The following is an 18,306-nucleotide window of genomic DNA, read 5'->3' on the forward strand; positions in this document are numbered from 1 at the left end:
TCTTTTGGCTTTCGTTCAAGCTTACGGTAAAAATGATAACTTATTTATGATGCATACGGGTAATACGATGGGAATGCGCGGTACTGCAAATACAAACTTTGCTTACAATGCACTTATAACATTAAATACAGATTCTACTTTTGGAGGAGTTCCTTCATCGACAGATCCGAATACATTTGGAGGTACAACAAATGATTGGACATTAGATGGCTCATGGGCTGAATTAAATCCATCGACTACTATCGTTCCAGCTACGGCGGTTGTAGATTTTGCGTTACTTGTTTGGTCAGGTGGATTGGATACGGCTGTTACAACCGCTGTTGTTGATGCGAATCCTCCAAATTTAGTTACGCCTGATGGAACGAGTACACAAGTGACAATTAATTCAGCATGGTCATCAGAAGGGACAAATCTCCCTTTTATAGCAAATGTTTATAACCGAGCAGCAGACGTCACGTCTTTACTACAAGGTTTACCGAATCGAGCGGCAGGAAGATATAGTGTAACGAGATTACCTACGCGTCAGCCAGTTGGTTATGGTGCTGGATGGTCTTTAATTGTAGTTTATCGTGATTCCTCCTATCCAATGAGAAATGTAAGCTTATTTCCGGGTTTTTTATTATCAGGTACACCACAAACCGTTTCAGGATTTTTTACGCCAGCCACAGGAACAGTGACAGCGCGAGCCTTTGTAATGGCAGTAAATGGTGATCCGAACTTTACGGGTGATAATTTTCAGTTGAATTCTGTGACATTAACGGGACCGAATAATCCATCAGGGAATTTTTTTAGAGGGCAAGTGAATGATATTAACGGAAATTTAAATACAATTGGTAGTTTTGCGGATCGGAATTTTTCAGGAACAACTACAAATGCAAATGCAAGAGCTGAATTTGATATTACAAATGTAAATGCAACAGGTTCTATTGCACCGAATACGACATCTACGCAAATAAACATTACAGGCACAGGCGATACGATTTATACAAGTGCGGTTGGATTACAAATAGACTTAGCAGAAGCTAGATTAACAGCGGTAAAATCAGTAACTGTAAGTTAAAAAAGATTGCTATAAGTTAGCAATCTTTTTTATGAGAGGTATTTTGTTAGTAATGATTGATAGTTAGAATAATCAATCTCTTTTTCTTGTAGTTTTTTCACTAAAAATTTATGGTCGCGTTTTGGTGTAGCGATAATATATCCTTTAATAATTAAATCTTGTGTAATTTGAGAGGCTTTTTCTTGTAATGCAAGTTCTCCGATTTTGCCAGCAATTTTTGATTTAGCAACATCGCGAAATAGTTCGGGAACAGGACTTACGAGCTCTTCTAACAATTGTTTTTGTTCGTCATCCCACAAATGTCTAGTTTTATTAATATAGTGCTCTTCCCAATCTAAAATGGACATACCATCTTCTTTTGGTAATCGTTTCAGGAATTTTCTGAACATAAAATATCCACCGATAGACATAAGCCCTAATAAAATAACAGTCCATAGCACAATAAACCAACTGAACCATCCTTCGAGCAAATATATCCCCCCTTAATGATTGCGGTTTTCTATTATTCATATTATAAACAGTGAGATTCATAGAAAGCAAGAACGCTTGGTCATTTTGACCAAGCGTTATCATTTAAACAAAGTATAGTTGTTCCACACATAAATTATTATTATCATCTTCTACATATTCAATGATTAATGTGCCAACTTTACGATCTTTATCTTCAGTTGTGAAAATAGAGTAAGAAGTAAAACGTGCTGTTGATAGGCCGCTTATATGTGTAGGTAAAGAAATGTAGTCGTTATCGCGGAAGAATTCCATCAGTTCAATATCCTCAAATTCTTTTCGGTCAACTTGTTTGTTTGTATAGCGGCGTTGAAGTTGTTTTAAAGACTCATTCCAAGAAATTGCTTTTGTATCGTATACCATTGTCTTATCTCCTTACTGTATGTAATCATTAAGAACATACGTTCTAAACTAGTATACTCTTTTTATTAGAAAAGGGAAAGCAAAAAATAATGTAAGCTTGGATTTCCAAGCTTACATTATTTATGCGTCCGTTATAATCTCTATTTTTTATTATAAGTTACATAAGAATAAGAAACAAGATGATATATATTTTGTTGATGGTTTTAAAAATTCTGTATATTATAAATGTACTAAAGTGCAAGGGAATGAGAGGGATGGCATATGTAATTTCACTCCAAGGACCGATGGCAAGTGGAAAAACAACATTGGCTAAAAGATTAGAACGATATGGGCTTTCAGTTATATATGAAAATCCTTATCCAATTGTAGAAAAGCGAAAACAATTAAATTTGGATATGAATTCAAAAGAAGGGTTTATAGTAAATCAAAAAATGTTTATAGAAGCTAAAATAAAGGAGTTTCAAAATGCGAAGGGTTCAGTCGTTATTTTTGATCGTGGACCTGAAGATATTGAATTTTATACACTTTTTTATCCAATGATTATAGGGAAAGAATGGGATATAGAAACTGAATTGAAAGATGAATTATATAAATTAAGAGAATGCCGTTCGGATGATATTTTTTATTTAGATGTGACGAAAAAGAATGTATATGATAGAAAAAATAACGATAGAACAAGAAAGCGAAGTACATTTGAGGAGCAATTTAAATTAGTAGAAACTGAAAAAGACTGGTATAAACAATTTCCTGTAACTAATGTGGACACGAATAGATTAACAGCAGAAAAATTAGAGGTATATTTTATGGAATGGTTAAAGGAGAGAGGGCTATGAAAAAAATACTTTTATTTGTATACCCAACATTTGCAGAGTTTGAAATAACAGTAGCAACGGCATTGCTGAAAAACAAATATGAAATCATTACAGCAGGTTTAACAAAAGAATTGATTATAAGTGAAACGGGTTTGCAAGTGCAACCACATATAGAATTAAGAGAAGTGCGTGTAGAAGAATATGAGGGAATTATTATTCCAGGCGGAGATGCGATACATATGAAGGATGCGGCAGGACTCTTTGCAGTCATCCGTCAATTTCACGAACAAGAAAAATTAGTAGCTGCTATTTGTGCTGGACCGTATGTGCTAGCAAAAGCAGGCTTATTCAAAGAAAACTCGTATACAGTAACTATGGATTATAGAAAATTAGATTGTTTTCCAGTAGAAAATTTTGTGTATAAAGAAGTTGTGCAACATTCAAATATTATTACAGCACAGGGGCATGCATTTGTGCTATTTGGAATAGCGATTGCCTCTTATTTTGGGGTAACAAACGAACATAATATAAATTTTTACAGCGGTAAGGGGAATGTGATGATGGAGGAGCTTTTACTTAAAAATATGTAAAAGCTAGCGAATGCTAGCTTTTTTCTTTTTGACATCGATAAATGGCTAACGTTTTTGGATCGCGCCATATACCGTTGTGAAGAGATAGTTCATTTTTTACTTCTTCTTTTAGCCATTCCTTCATTTCCTCATGAAGAAGTGTATTATCAGGTATATTTAGCGACGGAAACATGCTAGAAATATAGTTTACAATTGGAGTAGCATGATGAAAAACGAGAGCATTATGAATAACTGCTTCTTCAACAGTTGGGAAAACAGACTGTAATATCTCTTTACCATTTTCCAAACAAAATGGCGTGACTGAAGATGTTGTTTTCGGTAAATCAAATGCGTCTAACATGCGGTTACACATTTCAACTATACGAGGTAATGTAACGTCAGAATTTGTTGTAGCTAAAAGTGAGCCGCCAGGACGTATTACTTTATGGAACCCTTGGATGGTTTTTTCAACATCTTTCATGTGATATAACATATGTCTTGCGACGATCCAGTCGTAGCAATTGGCTTCAAAAGGAAGTTTTTCAGCGTCACCTAGTCTCCATTCAATTAAAGTATTCGTTTTAGTGGCTTCAGAGAGCATGGCTTCTGATTGATCAAAACCTGTTAATTGACCTTTATGGCCATTCGCTTGCAAAAAGGAAAGAAATTTTCCGTTAGCGCATCCAACCTCTAATATTTTCTCGTCTCCTTGAAGTTGTAAATGATCCATGACGACTTTATCTAAATTCACATGTTTTTCTTCATAATGTTTATGCGTATCGATACGAGTTTGTAAATGGTTGCTTACGTTGTATTGGCGTTTTACATCATTCATTTTTTCACATTCCACCTTCGTGCAAAATTGCTGAATTGCGTGCGTTAATACGTCGGTTTTCTTTAAGCCTTCGTAATGGAGTGCAGCTTCAAACCTTTCAAGTAATTTTTCTTCAATTCGAAAATGAATATCTTTTCGCTTTGTCACTGAAATCTCTCCCCTTTGTATCGGTTAGTGAGACTATAACACGCCTGAAAAATTTGTTTGAATGTGAGTTTAAACTATTGACGATTTAACCGTTTTCATATATTCTTAAATTAAGAAATATTCAAATAATTAAAAGAAATGAGAGAGTCACATGCTTCTTCAAGGAACACATCGAATTGGTCGTATGGCCATGCTGTTGGCACTTGCGGATGAGAATGAAAGCCCTGTATTATCTATCCCAAAAGGTTGGAAGTATTGTACGGGGAAAGTGGGTTCGATGAATTCGCAAAAGGTTGTCGCAGCAATGGAAACAGCGGCTAAGAGCAACCAAGTTATTGAAACAGACGTTTACAGAGAAACACATGCACTTTATCACGCAATTATGGAAGCTTTGTACGGAGTGACGAGAGGTCAAATTCAGTTAGCAGACGTTCTTCGTACAGTAGGACTTCGCTTTGCGATTGTGCGCGGTACACCATACGACGGAAAAAAAGAGGGCGAATGGGTTGCTGTTGCATTATATGGAACGATTGGTGCACCTGTAAAAGGATCTGAGCATGAGGCGATTGGTTTAGGAATTAATCACATATGATTTGCCCATAGTCTATTAGTTAGAAGGGGGCCTTACTTTTTTAGGACAGAAGTCTGTCTTAAAAAGATAAGGTCCCCTTTTGCCTTTTTAAGGAGGAAAAACAATGATTACGTTAACAGGACACACATTGACAATTGAAGAAATGAAGAGGTTGTTACTTGAAGGAGAAGGTGTAACAGCTTGTCCAACTAGTATGCAAAAGGTGGCGGAGTGCCGCGAAGTAGTTGAGAAAATTGTAGAGGACGGAAAAGTCGTTTACGGTATTACAACTGGATTTGGAAAGTTTAGTGATGTGCTAATTCAAAAAGATGATGTAAAGGCACTTCAACATAATTTAATTCAGTCACATGCATGTGGGATAGGCGAGCCATTCCCTGAAGAAGTATCACGCGGTATGTTAATTTTACGAGCAAACACGATGCTTAAAGGAGTATCTGGTGTTAGACCGCTCGTTGTAAATATGCTTCTTGAGTTTGTAAATCGTAAAATTCACCCAGTTGTTCCGCAACAAGGATCACTTGGTGCGAGTGGCGATTTAGCACCTTTATCTCATCTTGCGCTCGTATTATTAGGCGAAGGTGAAGTGTTCTATAAAGGAAAACGCGTTCATGCAATGGTCGCTCTTACAGAAGAAGGTCTTGAGCCAATTGAACTTGAAGCGAAAGAAGGTCTAGCGTTAATTAATGGTACGCAGGCGATGACAGCGCAAGGAGTTCTTTCTTATATAGAAGCAGAAGCAACGGCTTATCAAGCTGAATTAATTGCATCTATGACAATTGAAGGTTTACAAGGCATTATTGATGCATTTGATGAAAATGTTCATAAAGCACGTGGTTATAAAGAGCAAGTGGAAGTAGCGAGCAGAATTCGTGACATCCTTCATGATAGTAAATTAACAACAAAACAAGGAGAACTACGTGTGCAGGATGCATATTCACTTCGCTGTATTCCGCAAGTACACGGTGCTTCTTGGCAAGTTTTAAATTATGTGAAAGAAAAATTAGAAATTGAAATGAATGCAGCAACGGATAATCCGCTAATCTTTGATGGTGGGGAAAAAGTAATTTCAGGTGGTAATTTCCACGGTCAACCAATTGCATTTGCGATGGACTTCTTAAAAGTAGGAATGGCAGAACTTGCAAATATTTCAGAGCGTCGTATTGAGCGTTTAGTGAATCCGCAATTAAACGATTTACCACCATTTTTAAGTCCAGAACCAGGACTTCAGTCTGGTGCAATGATTATGCAATATGCTGCAGCGTCACTAGTTTCTGAAAATAAAACGTTAGCACATCCGGCGAGTGTTGATTCAATCCCGTCATCAGCTAACCAAGAAGATCACGTAAGTATGGGAACAATCGCTTCACGCCATGCACATCAAATTATTCAAAACGTAAGACGTGTTCTTTCAATTGAGATGATTTGTGCGATGCAAGCTGCAGAATATCGCGGTATTGAAAACATGAGTACAGTGACGAAAAGTTTCTATCATCAAGGTCGTCAGCAAGTGCCTTCTATTACAAATGACCGTATATTCTCAACGGATATTGAAAATATTGCGCATTGGTTAAAAACGAATTATTCGATTAAAGAAAGATTAGATGTAAACGCAGCACTATAAAATGAGAAAAGGGAGAGATTGAAATGGAAAAAGTTAAACAAACAATTCGCGCGCCAAGAGGTACGGAGTTACAAACGAAAGGGTGGGTGCAAGAAGCTGCACTTCGTATGTTAATGAACAATTTAGATCCGGAAGTTGCTGAAAAGCCAGAAGAATTAGTTGTATATGGTGGAATCGGCCGTGCAGCTCGTAACTGGGAAAGCTACAATGCAATTGTAGATTCATTAAAAACGTTAGAAAGCGATGAAACATTACTTGTTCAATCAGGAAAACCAGTTGCAATCTTTAAATCACATGAAGATGCACCTCGCGTTCTTTTAGCGAACTCAAACTTAGTACCGAAGTGGGCGAACTGGGATCACTTCCGTGAACTAGAGAAAAAAGGTCTTATGATGTATGGACAAATGACAGCAGGTAGCTGGATTTACATTGGAACACAAGGTATTTTACAAGGAACATATGAAACGTTTGGTGAAGCCGCACGTCAACATTTCGGTGGTTCATTAAAAGGTACATTAACACTTACTGCTGGTTTAGGTGGTATGGGCGGTGCACAACCTCTTGCTGTAACGATGAATGGCGGTGTTGTTATCGCTATTGATGTTGATAAGCGCAGTATCGATCGTCGTATTGAAAAGAGATACTGTGATATGTATACAGAATCATTAGAAGAAGCATTAACGGTTGCGAACGAGTATAAAGAGAAGAAAGAACCGATTTCAATTGGTTTATTAGGAAATGCGGCAGAGATTTTACCAGAGCTAGTGAAGCGTAATATTACGCCAGATTTAGTTACAGATCAAACATCTGCTCATGATCCATTAAACGGTTATATTCCAGTAGGTTACACGTTAGAAGCAGCAGCAAAACTTCGTGAAGAAGATTCGGAGCGCTACGTACAATTATCAAAAGAAAGCATGACAAAACATGTAGAAGCCATGCTTGCTATGCAAGCAAAAGGCGCAATTACATTTGATTACGGAAATAACATTCGCCAAGTTGCTTTTGATGAAGGTTTGAAAAATGCATTCGATTTCCCAGGATTCGTTCCAGCATTTATCCGTCCATTATTCTGCGAAGGAAAAGGACCATTCCGCTGGGTAGCACTTTCTGGTGACCCAGAAGATATTTATAAAACAGACGAAGTAATTTTACGTGAGTTTGCTGATAATGAGCATTTATGTAACTGGATCCGTATGGCTCGTCAGCAAGTTGAGTTCCAAGGTCTTCCGTCACGTATTTGTTGGCTTGGTTACGGTGAGCGCGCGAAATTTGGTCGCATCATTAATGAAATGGTTGCAAATGGTGAATTATCAGCACCAATCGTTATCGGTCGTGACCATTTAGATTGCGGCTCAGTAGCATCTCCAAACCGTGAAACAGAAGCGATGAAAGATGGTAGTGATGCAGTAGCTGACTGGCCAATTTTGAATGCATTAATTAACAGTGTAAACGGTGCAAGCTGGGTATCTGTTCACCACGGTGGCGGCGTTGGTATGGGTTATTCACTTCACGCTGGAATGGTTATCGTTGCAGATGGAACAGAAGCAGCAGCAAAACGTATTGAGCGCGTATTAACTTCTGACCCTGGTATGGGTGTTGTTCGTCACGTGGATGCAGGGTATGACTTAGCTGTGGAAACTGCGAAAGAAAAAGGCGTTAACATTCCAATGATGAAATAAGGAGGAGAAAAACATGCTGGACACTTTACTAATAAATATCGGTCAATTACTAACAATGGATCAAGAAGATGGCTTGTTAAGACGGGAAGCAATGAACACGCTTCCTGTTATCGAAAACGGTGCGGTTGGAATTGAAAATAGTGTAATCACTTTCGTTGGAACAGCGGAAGAAGCAAAAGGACTTCAGGCGAAAGAAGTTATTGATTGTGGCGGGAAAATGGTTTCTCCTGGCCTTGTTGATCCGCATACCCACCTTGTATTTGGTGGATCTCGTGAAAATGAAATCGCGCTAAAATTACAAGGAGTTCCATACTTAGAAATTTTAGAACAAGGCGGAGGTATTCTTTCAACTGTAAATGCAACGAAACAATCGTCGAAAGAAGAGCTTGTTCAAAAGGCGAAATTCCATTTAGACCGGATGCTATCTTTCGGAGTTACAACTGTAGAAGCGAAGAGTGGTTACGGATTAGATGATGAGACGGAATGGAAGCAATTAGAGGCAACGGCACAATTACAAAAAGAGCATCCAATTGATTTAGTTTCCACATTTTTAGGTGCTCATGCAGTTCCAAAAGAGTATAAAGGTAGATCGAAAGAATTTTTACAATGGATGTTAGATTTATTACCAGAAATGAAAGAGAAGCAATTAGCGGAATTCGTTGATATTTTCTGTGAAACAGGTGTGTTCTCTGTTGAAGAGTCAAAAGAGTTTTTATTAAAAGCGAAAGAGCTTGGATTTGATGTGAAAATTCATGCAGATGAAATCGACCCTCTTGGTGGTGCAGAAGCAGCGGCTGAAATTGGTGCAGCATCAGCGGACCATTTAGTTGGTGCTTCTGATAAAGGAATTGAAATGCTTGCAAACTCTAATACAGTAGCGACTTTATTACCAGGAACAACTTTCTATTTAAATAAAGAAAGCTTTGCACGCGGCCGAAAAATGATTGATGAAGGTGTTGCAGTTGCGTTAGCTACAGACTTTAATCCGGGCAGCTGTCCAACGGAAAACATTCAGCTTATTATGAGCATCGCAATGCTGAAGTTGAAAATGACACCAGAAGAAGTTTGGAATGCCGTAACAGTTAACTCTTCTTACGCAATTAATCGTGGCGATGTAGCTGGGAAAATTAGAGTAGGTCGCAAGGCAGATCTAGTGCTATGGGATGCTTACAATTATGCTTACGTACCGTATCATTACGGCGTAAGTCATGTAAATACAGTATGGAAGAATGGTAATATCGCATATACAAGAGGTGAACAATCGTGGAGCACGGCCACTATTTAAAGAAAAATGCCAAGTTTATCGATCGTGAAGTGACAAAATGGAGTGAAATGATTAAAGATTGGGAGGAAGGCGTGGAAATATTCGGTGCGGCCTTAATTGGAGCGCCCCTTTCTAAACCGTCTATTAGTCATTCAGGAGCAAGTTTTGCTCCAAAAACAATTCGTGCGATGTTAGATGCATATAGCACGTACGCAATTACAGAAGAACATGATATGAAAGAAAGTGTCTTATATGATTGCGGCGATATTATGATGCATGTGACGGATATGAAAGAAAGTCATAACCGAATTGCGAAAACAGTTGGTCACGTAACGAAAGTAAATCCGAACATGATACCAATCGTTCTTGGTGGGGATCACTCGATTAGTTTTCCGAGTATAACAGGATTTGCAAATAGTAAAGGGAAGGTCGGTATTATTCAATTTGATGCCCATCATGATTTGCGCAATTTAGAAGATGGTGGTCCGTCAAATGGTACACCGTTCCGTAGTTTACTAGAAAATGGTGTCATTGCAGGAAAACAACTCGTTCAAATAGGTATTCGTAATTTTTCAAATGCACGAGCGTACCATGAATATGCAAAAGAACATGGCGTGACAGTGTATACAATGAAAGATGTACGAGAGCGAGAAATAAAAGATATTATGACGGAAAGTATTGAAGTATTAAGAAAGCAAGGCGTGACTTCTATTTATATTTCTCTTGATATGGATGTACTAGATCAAGCATTTGCGCCAGGTTGTCCAGCGATTGGTCCTGGCGGAATGGATAGCGCGACTTTACTAGATGCGATTGAATTTCTTGGCAAAGAACCTCTCGTTCAAGGGATGGATATTGTAGAAATTGATCCAACCCTTGATTTCAGAGATATGACGAGCCGAGTAGCTGCGCAAGTGATTATGAGTTTTCTTTTAGCGAGAGAGACAGTCCGTAAGCAGGTTAGTATATAGGCGTGAAATTAATAGGGAATGTTTAACGATTCCGTATAAAAAACACATTACTACTTATATGTAGTAATGTGTTTTTATGTAAAAAGAGAAGGTGAAATTAGAATGTATATATGGGTGGAAAAGTTAATAAGATTGCGGGTTTTTAGTGATGTTTTAAGAATTTATTTTCTTAGTTCGAAAGGATTGACATGAAAAATAATTTTATGATAAAATAAAAAATTTGCTAAAAAAGTAATTGTGTGATAAGATTGAGAAGGTTACCATATATGGAGGTGGATTATTTGTTTCAAATTGGCGATAACATTGTTTATCCAATGCACGGAGCAGGTATAATTAAGGCCATAGAAGAGAAGGAAATCGCAGGAGAAAAACAACAGTATTATGTTATAAAAATGTCGGGTAGTAATATGGAATTAATGATTCCTGCAGGGAGAATATTGAGCTCAAATATACGGCCAGTCACGGATATAACGGCGATAGCACACATATTGGATGTTTTTCAACATGGAGAATCTGATAGATTACTTACGTGGAAACAAAGGTATAAATTGAACACTGATAAAATAAAGACGGGTAAAATACAAGAAGGTGCTGAAGTTGTACGTGATTTATTACGTATGCAGAAAGAAAAAGCCCTTAATGCAAGCGAAAAGAAAATGTTAGATAATGCACACGAATTTTTGATTAGTGAACTGGGATTAATTGAAGGTATCACAGAAAGTCAAATAAAAAGCTTTTGTTAAGATTCATTACAAATAATGTATTAGATCCCAAAAAAGGTTTTGAATTTTTTGGGAACATAATTATAGAAAATTAATCATTTCAAAGACATTCAACTCTTTCAAACCACTTTTAGAGCATTAACCTCTTTTGTTATTACTACAATCAACTCCATTTTTATTTTTTAATTCTTTATGAATTTTCGAAGTTTAATTACACACTTCGATAGAATAGTTACTTGATTTTTGCAATCCTGATTCACACTGGCACGGACGAGGAGCCGTAAGGATGAAAGAGAGGTAGGGCTTTCATTGTTTTAGGTTTATAAGTTATTATTTTTAGAAGAATACTGAACCACTCTCACTTCTGCTGCTAAGGAATTTTTTATATGTGAAGAGATAATAATTGTTTATTTTCTTTATATAAAAGAGATAAACGAATTGTTAGCCATATATGGTCAATTCAAAAAGGTTTCCTGCCTAGGAAACCTTTTTTTTATTTGTATCATTCTATTTTTTAATATTCGAATGTTCGATGGTAAAGGCGTATAAATTGACGTTACTATCTAAAAGTAAGTATGATGCGATTATAGTAAGAATTTTTTAGGGGGAAGAAAAATGACAAGTTCAAATAATAAAGCAGCAAGTATTTATGAAGGAACAAATATAAACGCTGGGGGATCTTTTGAAAATATTGAAGAAACAAAGTTGTTTAATCCGATTCAAATTGGATCTTGGTCTCTTCGTAATCGCATAGCAATGGCACCGATGACGAGATGTTTCGCAAATCATGAAACGGGAGTAGTTGGTACTGATGTAGTTGAGTACTATAGAAAGCGTGCAGCTGATGGAGTTGGATTAATTATTACAGAAGGAATCGTCATTAGCCCAAGAGCAAAAGGTAATCCGGGAGTACCAGGGATTTATACACAAGAACAAATCGACTCGTGGAAGCCTGTTACAGAAGCAGTACATAAAGAAGGCGGAACGATTATTGCTCAAATATGGCATGTTGGCCGTATGAGTCATCACGAGATAATTGGTGGACAAATGCCGCAAGCACCGTCTGCTATCGCTGCAGAGGGAAATGTTCCCCGTTTTCGTAAACCATTTGATACGCCAGAAGCAATGACGTTAGAAGAAATACAAGCAGTGATCGGTCAATACGCACAAGCTGCGAAGAATGCAATCGAAGCTGGGTTTGATGGAGTAGAAATTCACGGTGCACATGGATATTTAATTGATCAATTTACTTATGAGTTTGCAAATAAGCGTACTGATAAATACGGCGGAGACTTAAAGGAGAGGTTAACGTTTATGAAAGAAGTAACGGCGGCTGTAATAGAAGCTGTTGGAGCTAATAAAACACTTCTTCGTTTCTCTGCTTTCAAAGGTGATAATCCTACTTATATGTGGGAAAACCCTGAGCTTGCAATTAAAACGTTTGTAAATATGTTCAAAGAAGTTGGATTAACGATGATTCACCCTTCAACGATGAATTATACGGCAGTTATTGCTGACGGAAAGAATTTTCATCAATTAGTAAGAAAATATTGGGATGGTACGATCGTAGGAGTAGGGAATTTAAATCCGAAAGAGGCTGAAGAAGCGTTGCAAGAAGGAATAATTGATGTAGCGGCATTTGGAAGACCTTTAATTGCTAATCCAGATTTTGTTCATCGAATTAAAAATGCTGAAAGTTTAGTTGAATATGATGCGAAAGAGCATCTTGCTACATTAGTTTGAATAAAGATAAAAGGAGAACACATCGAGTGTTCTCCTTTTATTATGGATTTTCATAGGAGGAAGCGGGATGAGTGAAACGCTACTCGTTATTATTAGTATATTGCTCTTATTAATGCTACTATTAATCATTTTTTTTATTATTACATTTTTTATTAAAAAACGGACGCATCATTCTATATTAAAGCTACATCCATACTTAGGAAGGATGCGTTATTTACTTGAAAAGATAGGACCGGAATTTAGACAATATTGGTTTGATCATGATACGGATGGAAAGCCTTTTTCACGTTATGATTTTCAAAGTGTAATGTTTTTAGCAAAGTACCGTTCTGAAATACTTGGCTTTGGATCAAAACGAGATTTTGATACATCTGGTTACTATATTGCTAATACATTATTTCCGATATTAACAGAAGAATTAAGTGTGAATGTAGCGCAAGAACGTGAAGGAAAAAAGTATGTGATTCATAAAGAAGGGTTATTTTCACGAAGAGAAAAATTGACAGCGGATACAACGAATCTTTGGTTATATGAAGAAGATGATGCGGTTATCGTCGGTGAAAATCGTAAATATCCATGGAAACTGTATGGCATGTTTGGAGCATCGGCAACTTCTTACGGTGCGATTGGCGAAAATTATATTTTAGCGAGTGGGTTTGGCGCGAAGATGGCTGGCGGTTCGTGGATTAATACGGGAGAAGGTGGTGTAATACCAGAACATTTACATACAGGTGCAAATATCGTTGCGCAAATTGGTCCAGGATTATTTGGTTACCGTGATGAGGATGGTAAGTTTTCAATGGAGAAATTTATGGAGAAAGCAAAAGAAAGAAATATTAAAGCATTCGAATTGAAATTTGGGCAAGGGGCTAAAATACGTGGCGGTCATCTAGAGGGACAAAAAGTAAATGAGAAAATTGCTTCTGTTCGAAATGTACGAGAAGGAGAAACGATTAATTCACCGAATCGATTTTCATTTTTAAATAATGCAGCAGATACACTTTATTTTATTCAGCAGTTGCAAGAAAACGGCGGTAAACCTGTCGGTATGAAAATTGTAATTGGACAGCAGGAGCCGTTGGAAGATTTATTCAAATCGATGAAAGAGTTAAACATCTATCCAGATTTCATTACAATAGATGGTTCAGAAGGTGGATCAGGTGCGACGTATAAATCGATGGCAGATAGTATGGGGATGCCGCTTATTCCAGCGTTACTGACATGTATTGATACAGCGAATCATTATGGCGTTCGGGACAAATTCAAAGTGTTTGCCTCGGGGAAATTAATTACACCAGATAAAGTGGCAATTGCTTTAGCTATTGGTGCAGATGCTATAAATTCAGCACGTGGGTTTATGATGGCAAGTGGCTGTATTATGGCGCTCCAATGTAATTCGGGGCAATGTCCGTCTGGTGTGGCGACGACGAATCCTCATTATCAAAAAGCGTTAGATCCGTATGAGAAGAAATGGCGCGTAATGAATTATGTTGTTAGTATGAGATATAGTTTGTTCTCACTTGCGGCAGCAGCGGGGGTAAAGAGCCCGCGTCATTTAACGAGAGAGCATATTGTGTTTAAAGATGAGGTGGGGCGGATAGTTCCTCTTTCAGAATTGTTTCCTACTAGTAAATAGAAGATAAGCTATGTTTAATAGACTAAAAGTCATACATTTGTATGGCTTTTTTCTTTTAAAATTCAACTAATAAACGAATGAAAATAAGGTGTGAAAAAACGTCTTTTTATTTTCTGAATATTTTTACTTTAATTTATTTTGAAACCCGGGTAATCCGCTGGGATAAAGGCGTTTATGAAGGTTTTCACATGCAGTAAAAAACACCTGTTCACTTGAAAGAACAAAAAATGTTTGTTAAGGTAGGGAACCATAAGCGAAAACAAGAAAATAGAAAAAGTCATTTTTCGAAATTTTGAATGGCTTATGTAACTAAGGGAGAGATTTGGTGAAGATTGAGATTATGGTTTCGCTTGCTATTTATATGGCAGGTATGTTGTATATCGGTTATTGGTCTTATAAGAAGACATCCGATTTATCAGATTATATGTTAGGCGGAAGGGGACTCGGTCCAGCAGTTACAGCTTTATCAGCTGGTGCTTCTGACATGAGTGGTTGGATGCTAATGGGATTACCTGGTGCGATGTATGCGACAGGGTTATCAAGTGTGTGGATTGCGATAGGTTTATTAATAGGTGCTTATGCAAACTATTTAATTCTTGCCCCGCGTTTGCGAACGTATACAGAAGTGGCTAATGATTCAATTACGATTCCAGACTTTTTAGAGAATCGATTTAAAGATCGTACGAAAATACTTCGTTTTGTCTCCGCTATCGTCATTTTAGTATTTTTCACATTTTATGCGTCGGCTGGTTTAGTATCAGGTGGACGTTTGTTTGAAAATTCTTTCAACCTTGATTATAAAATTGGTTTATTTGTAACTGTCGGTGTCGTAGTTGCTTATACACTATTCGGTGGTTTTTTAGCAGTAAGTTGGACCGACTTTGTGCAAGGGTGTATTATGTTTATTGCTCTCGTATTAGTACCAATTGTTGCTTTTACAGATGTCGGTGGTATAACAGAGACATACAATACGATTAAGCAAGTTGATGCATCGCATTTAGATATGTTTAAAGGGACCACAATTCTTGGTATTATTTCCTTTTTAGCATGGGGTCTTGGGTATTTTGGTCAACCACATATTATTGTCCGCTTTATGGCAATTACCTCTATTAAAGATTTGAAAACTTCTCGTAGAATCGGTATCGGTTGGATGGCGATTTCCATTATAGGTGCAATGCTTACTGGCTTGGTTGGTATCGCCTACTATGCTAAAAATAATGGGACATTACAAGACCCAGAAATGGTCTTTGTAACATTCTCAAACATTTTATTCCATCCGTACATTACCGGGTTTTTATTGTCAGCTATATTAGCTTCTATAATGAGTAGTATTTCCTCGCAATTACTTGTTATTTCAAGTGCAGTAACGGAAGATTTCTATAAAACATTTTTCCGTCGTAACGCAAGTGATAAAGAACTTGTATTTATCGGTAGACTGTCAGTTTTAGTAGTAGCTATGATCGCAGTTGTTTTAGCGTATCATCCAAGTGATACAATTTTAACACTCGTCGGTTATGCTTGGGCAGGATTTGGTTCAGCATTCGGACCTGCCATTTTATTAAGTTTATATTGGAAAAGAACGAACAAATGGGGCGTTCTTGCTGGGATGATTGTTGGTGCAGTAGTTGTAATTACTTGGGTACAAATTCCAAGTTTAAAAGCGACTATGTATGAAATGGTACCTGGATTCTTCTGTAGCTTATTAGCTGTGATTGTTGTAAGTTTAGTAACGAAAGAACCAGTTAAAGCAATTCATCTTGAATTTAATGAGATGGAAGCAGTGCTGGAAGAAGAAACGAAATGATTTGAAAAGGGAGTAAACGGTGAATAGCGTTTGCTCCCTTTTCATTTTAAATGAAATAAGTAATTTGTTGACAAAGAAAAGTAAGTAACTTATAATAAGTGTTAAGTTTGAGGTAAATGATATTCTAAATCACGTTTTATCCCACTTTAATGGGCAGTAAAACCCCCACTGATTATGGTATTAAAGTGAGTAAATGTTTTTTGGAGACTATCTTGAAATCGAGATAATTTCGATAAGTTAAACGTTAATGTGTAATTTTATAATTAATATCTCGAATTCGAGATAAAATTATCATGACGGATTTTACTTTCTAGTATGGACAAAATGAATAATGAATTTTAATGTAAAGCAATTTTTATAATGAATTAAAAAGGAGTGGACGAAATGGAAAAGAAAACAATGGGGATACATCACATTACAGCAATTGTAGGACATCCACAAGAAAATGTAGATTTTTATGCTGGTGTATTAGGTTTACGTTTAGTGAAACAAACAGTAAATTTTGATGATCCGGGTACGTACCATCTTTATTTTGGTAATGAAGGAGGAAAGCCTGGAACAATTATTACGTTTTTCCCATGGGCAGGTGCTCGTCAAGGAGTTATTGGTGACGGTCAAGTAGGGATCACTTCTTATGTTGTACCAAAAGGTGCAATGGAGTTTTGGGAGAATAGATTAGAAAAATTCGATGTTTCATATACAAAAATGACTCGATTTGGAGAGCAGTATTTAGAATTTGATGATCCACATGGTTTGCATATAGAATTAGTAGAAAGAGAAGAGGGTGAATTAAATAATTGGACTTTTGGAGAAGTTACGCCAGAAGTAGCAATTAAAGGATTTGGTGGTGCGGTTCTATTATCGGCACAGCCTCAAAAAACTGCTGAACTGTTAGAACATATTATGGGTCTTGAGAAAATTGGAGAAGAAGGCGAATTTGTTCGATTCCGTTCTTCTGCTAAGATTGGAAATATTATCGACTTGAGGTTATCAACAATCGGTCGTGGCCAAATGGGCGTTGGTACAGTGCATCATATTGCTTGGAGAGCGAGTGACGATGCTGATCAGCTAGACTGGAAAGAGCATGTGTCCCGTTTTGGATACCACGTAACTCCTGTACAAGATCGTAATTATTTTAACGCAATTTATTTTAGAGAACATGGTGAAATTTTATTTGAAATTGCAACAGATCCTCCTGGTTTCGCTCATGATGAATCGTTAGAGACGATGGGTGAGGAATTAAAATTACCGGAACAATATGAACAGCATAGAAAACAGATTGAACAAACGCTTTTGCCGTTTGAAGTGAGACATTTAGATTAAAGTGATTGAAAGGGGAAAAGGATTATGATGAAACATGTTTTTCAAAAAGGAAAAGATACGTCAAAACCAGTGTTGTTATTACTTCATGGTACAGGAGGAAACGAATTAGATTTATTACCACTTGCAGAAATAGTTGATCCGGAAGCATCTGTATTAAGTGTTAGAGGAAATGTATTAGAAAATGGCATGCCACGTTTCTTCCGTAGATTGGCAGAAGGCATTTTTGATGAAGAAGATTTGATTTTCCGTACGAAGGAATTAAATGAGTTTTTAGATGAAGCTGCAAAAGCATATGAATTTGATAGAAATAACATTGTAGCTATCGGGTATTCAAATGGAGCAAACATTGCGGCAAGCTTATTATTCCATTACGAAAATGCGTTAAAAGGTGCTGTGCTTCATCACCCAATGGTGCCTAGAAGAGGAACACAATTGCCTAATTTAGCTGGGAAATCCGTGTTTATTGCTGCTGGGACAAATGATCCAATTTGTTCATCTTCTGAGTCAGAGGAATTGAAGCTACTATTAGAAAATGCAAACGCTAATGTAACAATGCATTGGGAAAATAGAGGACATCAATTAACGATGGGTGAAGTAGAAAAAGCAAAAGAATGGTATGGAAAAACAGTTCTATAAGTATAAATAATAAAAGAAG

At 37.0% G+C, this 18,306-nt stretch carries 17 protein-coding genes; 14 read left to right on the forward strand and 3 right to left on the reverse strand.

Translation table 11 applies throughout. The features are described 5' to 3' along the window. The first annotated feature begins 4 nt into the window (after nt 1-4). Complete coding sequence (locus MR079_RS07185; protein WP_242293765.1) at nt 5-1,060, forward strand: hypothetical protein; 1,056 nt, start codon at nt 5-7, stop codon at nt 1,058-1,060. A 29-nt stretch (nt 1,061-1,089) separates the two neighbouring features. Here MR079_RS07185 and MR079_RS07190 read toward each other — a convergent pair whose 3' ends face one another. Together MR079_RS07190 and MR079_RS07195 are read right to left on the reverse strand one after the other, a co-directional pair. Next, nucleotides 1,090-1,530: a DUF2621 domain-containing protein gene (locus MR079_RS07190; RefSeq protein ID WP_044793439.1), complete on the reverse strand. Its 441-nt coding sequence runs from the start codon at nt 1,528-1,530 to the stop codon at nt 1,090-1,092. Nucleotides 1,531-1,633: 103 nt separating this feature from the next. Beyond that, the gene (locus MR079_RS07195) at nt 1,634-1,930 is read right to left on the reverse strand and encodes a hypothetical protein (protein WP_000262403.1); all 297 of its coding nucleotides are present in this window, start codon (nt 1,928-1,930) and stop codon (nt 1,634-1,636) included. Between the two features lie 245 nt (nt 1,931-2,175). On the opposite strand from MR079_RS07195, the gene MR079_RS07200 reads away from it, so the two are divergent. Then, the gene (locus MR079_RS07200) at nt 2,176-2,763 is read left to right on the forward strand and encodes an AAA family ATPase (RefSeq protein ID WP_205689049.1); all 588 of its coding nucleotides are present in this window, start codon (nt 2,176-2,178) and stop codon (nt 2,761-2,763) included. Further along, nucleotides 2,760-3,332 (forward strand): DJ-1/PfpI family protein, encoded by a 573-nt coding sequence (locus tag MR079_RS07205; RefSeq protein WP_139866354.1) that lies wholly within the window; start codon nt 2,760-2,762, stop codon nt 3,330-3,332. The genes MR079_RS07200 and MR079_RS07205 overlap by 4 nt, the downstream gene beginning before the upstream one ends. 13 nt (nt 3,333-3,345) lie before the next feature. Here the strand turns inward: MR079_RS07205 and MR079_RS07210 are convergent, their stop codons facing one another. Further along, nucleotides 3,346-4,293: a class I SAM-dependent methyltransferase gene (locus tag MR079_RS07210; RefSeq protein WP_242293766.1), complete on the reverse strand. Its 948-nt coding sequence runs from the start codon at nt 4,291-4,293 to the stop codon at nt 3,346-3,348. Between the two features lie 151 nt (nt 4,294-4,444). Between MR079_RS07210 and hutP the strand changes: the two genes are divergently transcribed. The 11 genes from hutP (at nt 4,445) to MR079_RS07265 (ending at nt 18,287) form a co-directional block, all read left to right on the forward strand. Then, complete coding sequence (gene hutP, locus MR079_RS07215; RefSeq protein ID WP_000926516.1) at nt 4,445-4,885, forward strand: hut operon transcriptional regulator HutP; 441 nt, start codon at nt 4,445-4,447, stop codon at nt 4,883-4,885. A gap of 103 nt (nt 4,886-4,988) precedes the next feature. Further along, complete coding sequence (gene hutH, locus MR079_RS07220; protein WP_000631849.1) at nt 4,989-6,506, forward strand: histidine ammonia-lyase; 1,518 nt, start codon at nt 4,989-4,991, stop codon at nt 6,504-6,506. 23 nt (nt 6,507-6,529) lie between these two features. Beyond that, on the forward strand, nt 6,530-8,188 hold the full coding sequence (gene hutU / locus MR079_RS07225; RefSeq protein WP_139866351.1) for a urocanate hydratase: 1,659 nt from the start codon (nt 6,530-6,532) through the stop codon (nt 8,186-8,188). A 13-nt stretch (nt 8,189-8,201) separates the two neighbouring features. Continuing rightward, complete coding sequence (gene hutI, locus MR079_RS07230) at nt 8,202-9,473, forward strand: imidazolonepropionase (protein ID WP_139866350.1); 1,272 nt, start codon at nt 8,202-8,204, stop codon at nt 9,471-9,473. Continuing rightward, nucleotides 9,452-10,423, forward strand: coding sequence for a formimidoylglutamase (gene hutG, locus MR079_RS07235; RefSeq protein WP_242293767.1), 972 nt, complete (start codon nt 9,452-9,454; stop codon nt 10,421-10,423). Before hutI ends, hutG begins: the two co-directional genes overlap by 22 nt. A gap of 281 nt (nt 10,424-10,704) precedes the next feature. Beyond that, nucleotides 10,705-11,166 (forward strand): CarD family transcriptional regulator, encoded by a 462-nt coding sequence (locus MR079_RS07240; RefSeq protein ID WP_205689052.1) that lies wholly within the window; start codon nt 10,705-10,707, stop codon nt 11,164-11,166. A 594-nt stretch (nt 11,167-11,760) separates the two neighbouring features. Further along, on the forward strand, nt 11,761-12,888 hold the full coding sequence (locus MR079_RS07245; RefSeq protein ID WP_242293768.1) for an alkene reductase: 1,128 nt from the start codon (nt 11,761-11,763) through the stop codon (nt 12,886-12,888). A gap of 67 nt (nt 12,889-12,955) precedes the next feature. Continuing rightward, nucleotides 12,956-14,524: an FMN-binding glutamate synthase family protein gene (locus MR079_RS07250; protein WP_000005191.1), complete on the forward strand. Its 1,569-nt coding sequence runs from the start codon at nt 12,956-12,958 to the stop codon at nt 14,522-14,524. 325 nt (nt 14,525-14,849) lie between these two features. After that, the gene (putP, locus tag MR079_RS07255; RefSeq protein ID WP_242293769.1) at nt 14,850-16,328 is read left to right on the forward strand and encodes a sodium/proline symporter PutP; all 1,479 of its coding nucleotides are present in this window, start codon (nt 14,850-14,852) and stop codon (nt 16,326-16,328) included. A gap of 384 nt (nt 16,329-16,712) precedes the next feature. Beyond that, the gene (locus tag MR079_RS07260) at nt 16,713-17,651 is read left to right on the forward strand and encodes a ring-cleaving dioxygenase (protein WP_242268605.1); all 939 of its coding nucleotides are present in this window, start codon (nt 16,713-16,715) and stop codon (nt 17,649-17,651) included. Between the two features lie 24 nt (nt 17,652-17,675). After that, nucleotides 17,676-18,287, forward strand: a complete 612-nt coding sequence (locus MR079_RS07265; RefSeq protein WP_139866344.1) for an alpha/beta hydrolase — start codon at nt 17,676-17,678, stop codon at nt 18,285-18,287. Nucleotides 18,288-18,306 lie beyond the last annotated feature (19 nt).

It is taken from the genome of Bacillus cereus group sp. BfR-BA-01381 (assembly GCF_022663555.1).
GTDB lineage: Bacteria > Bacillota > Bacilli > Bacillales > Bacillaceae_G > Bacillus_A > Bacillus_A pacificus.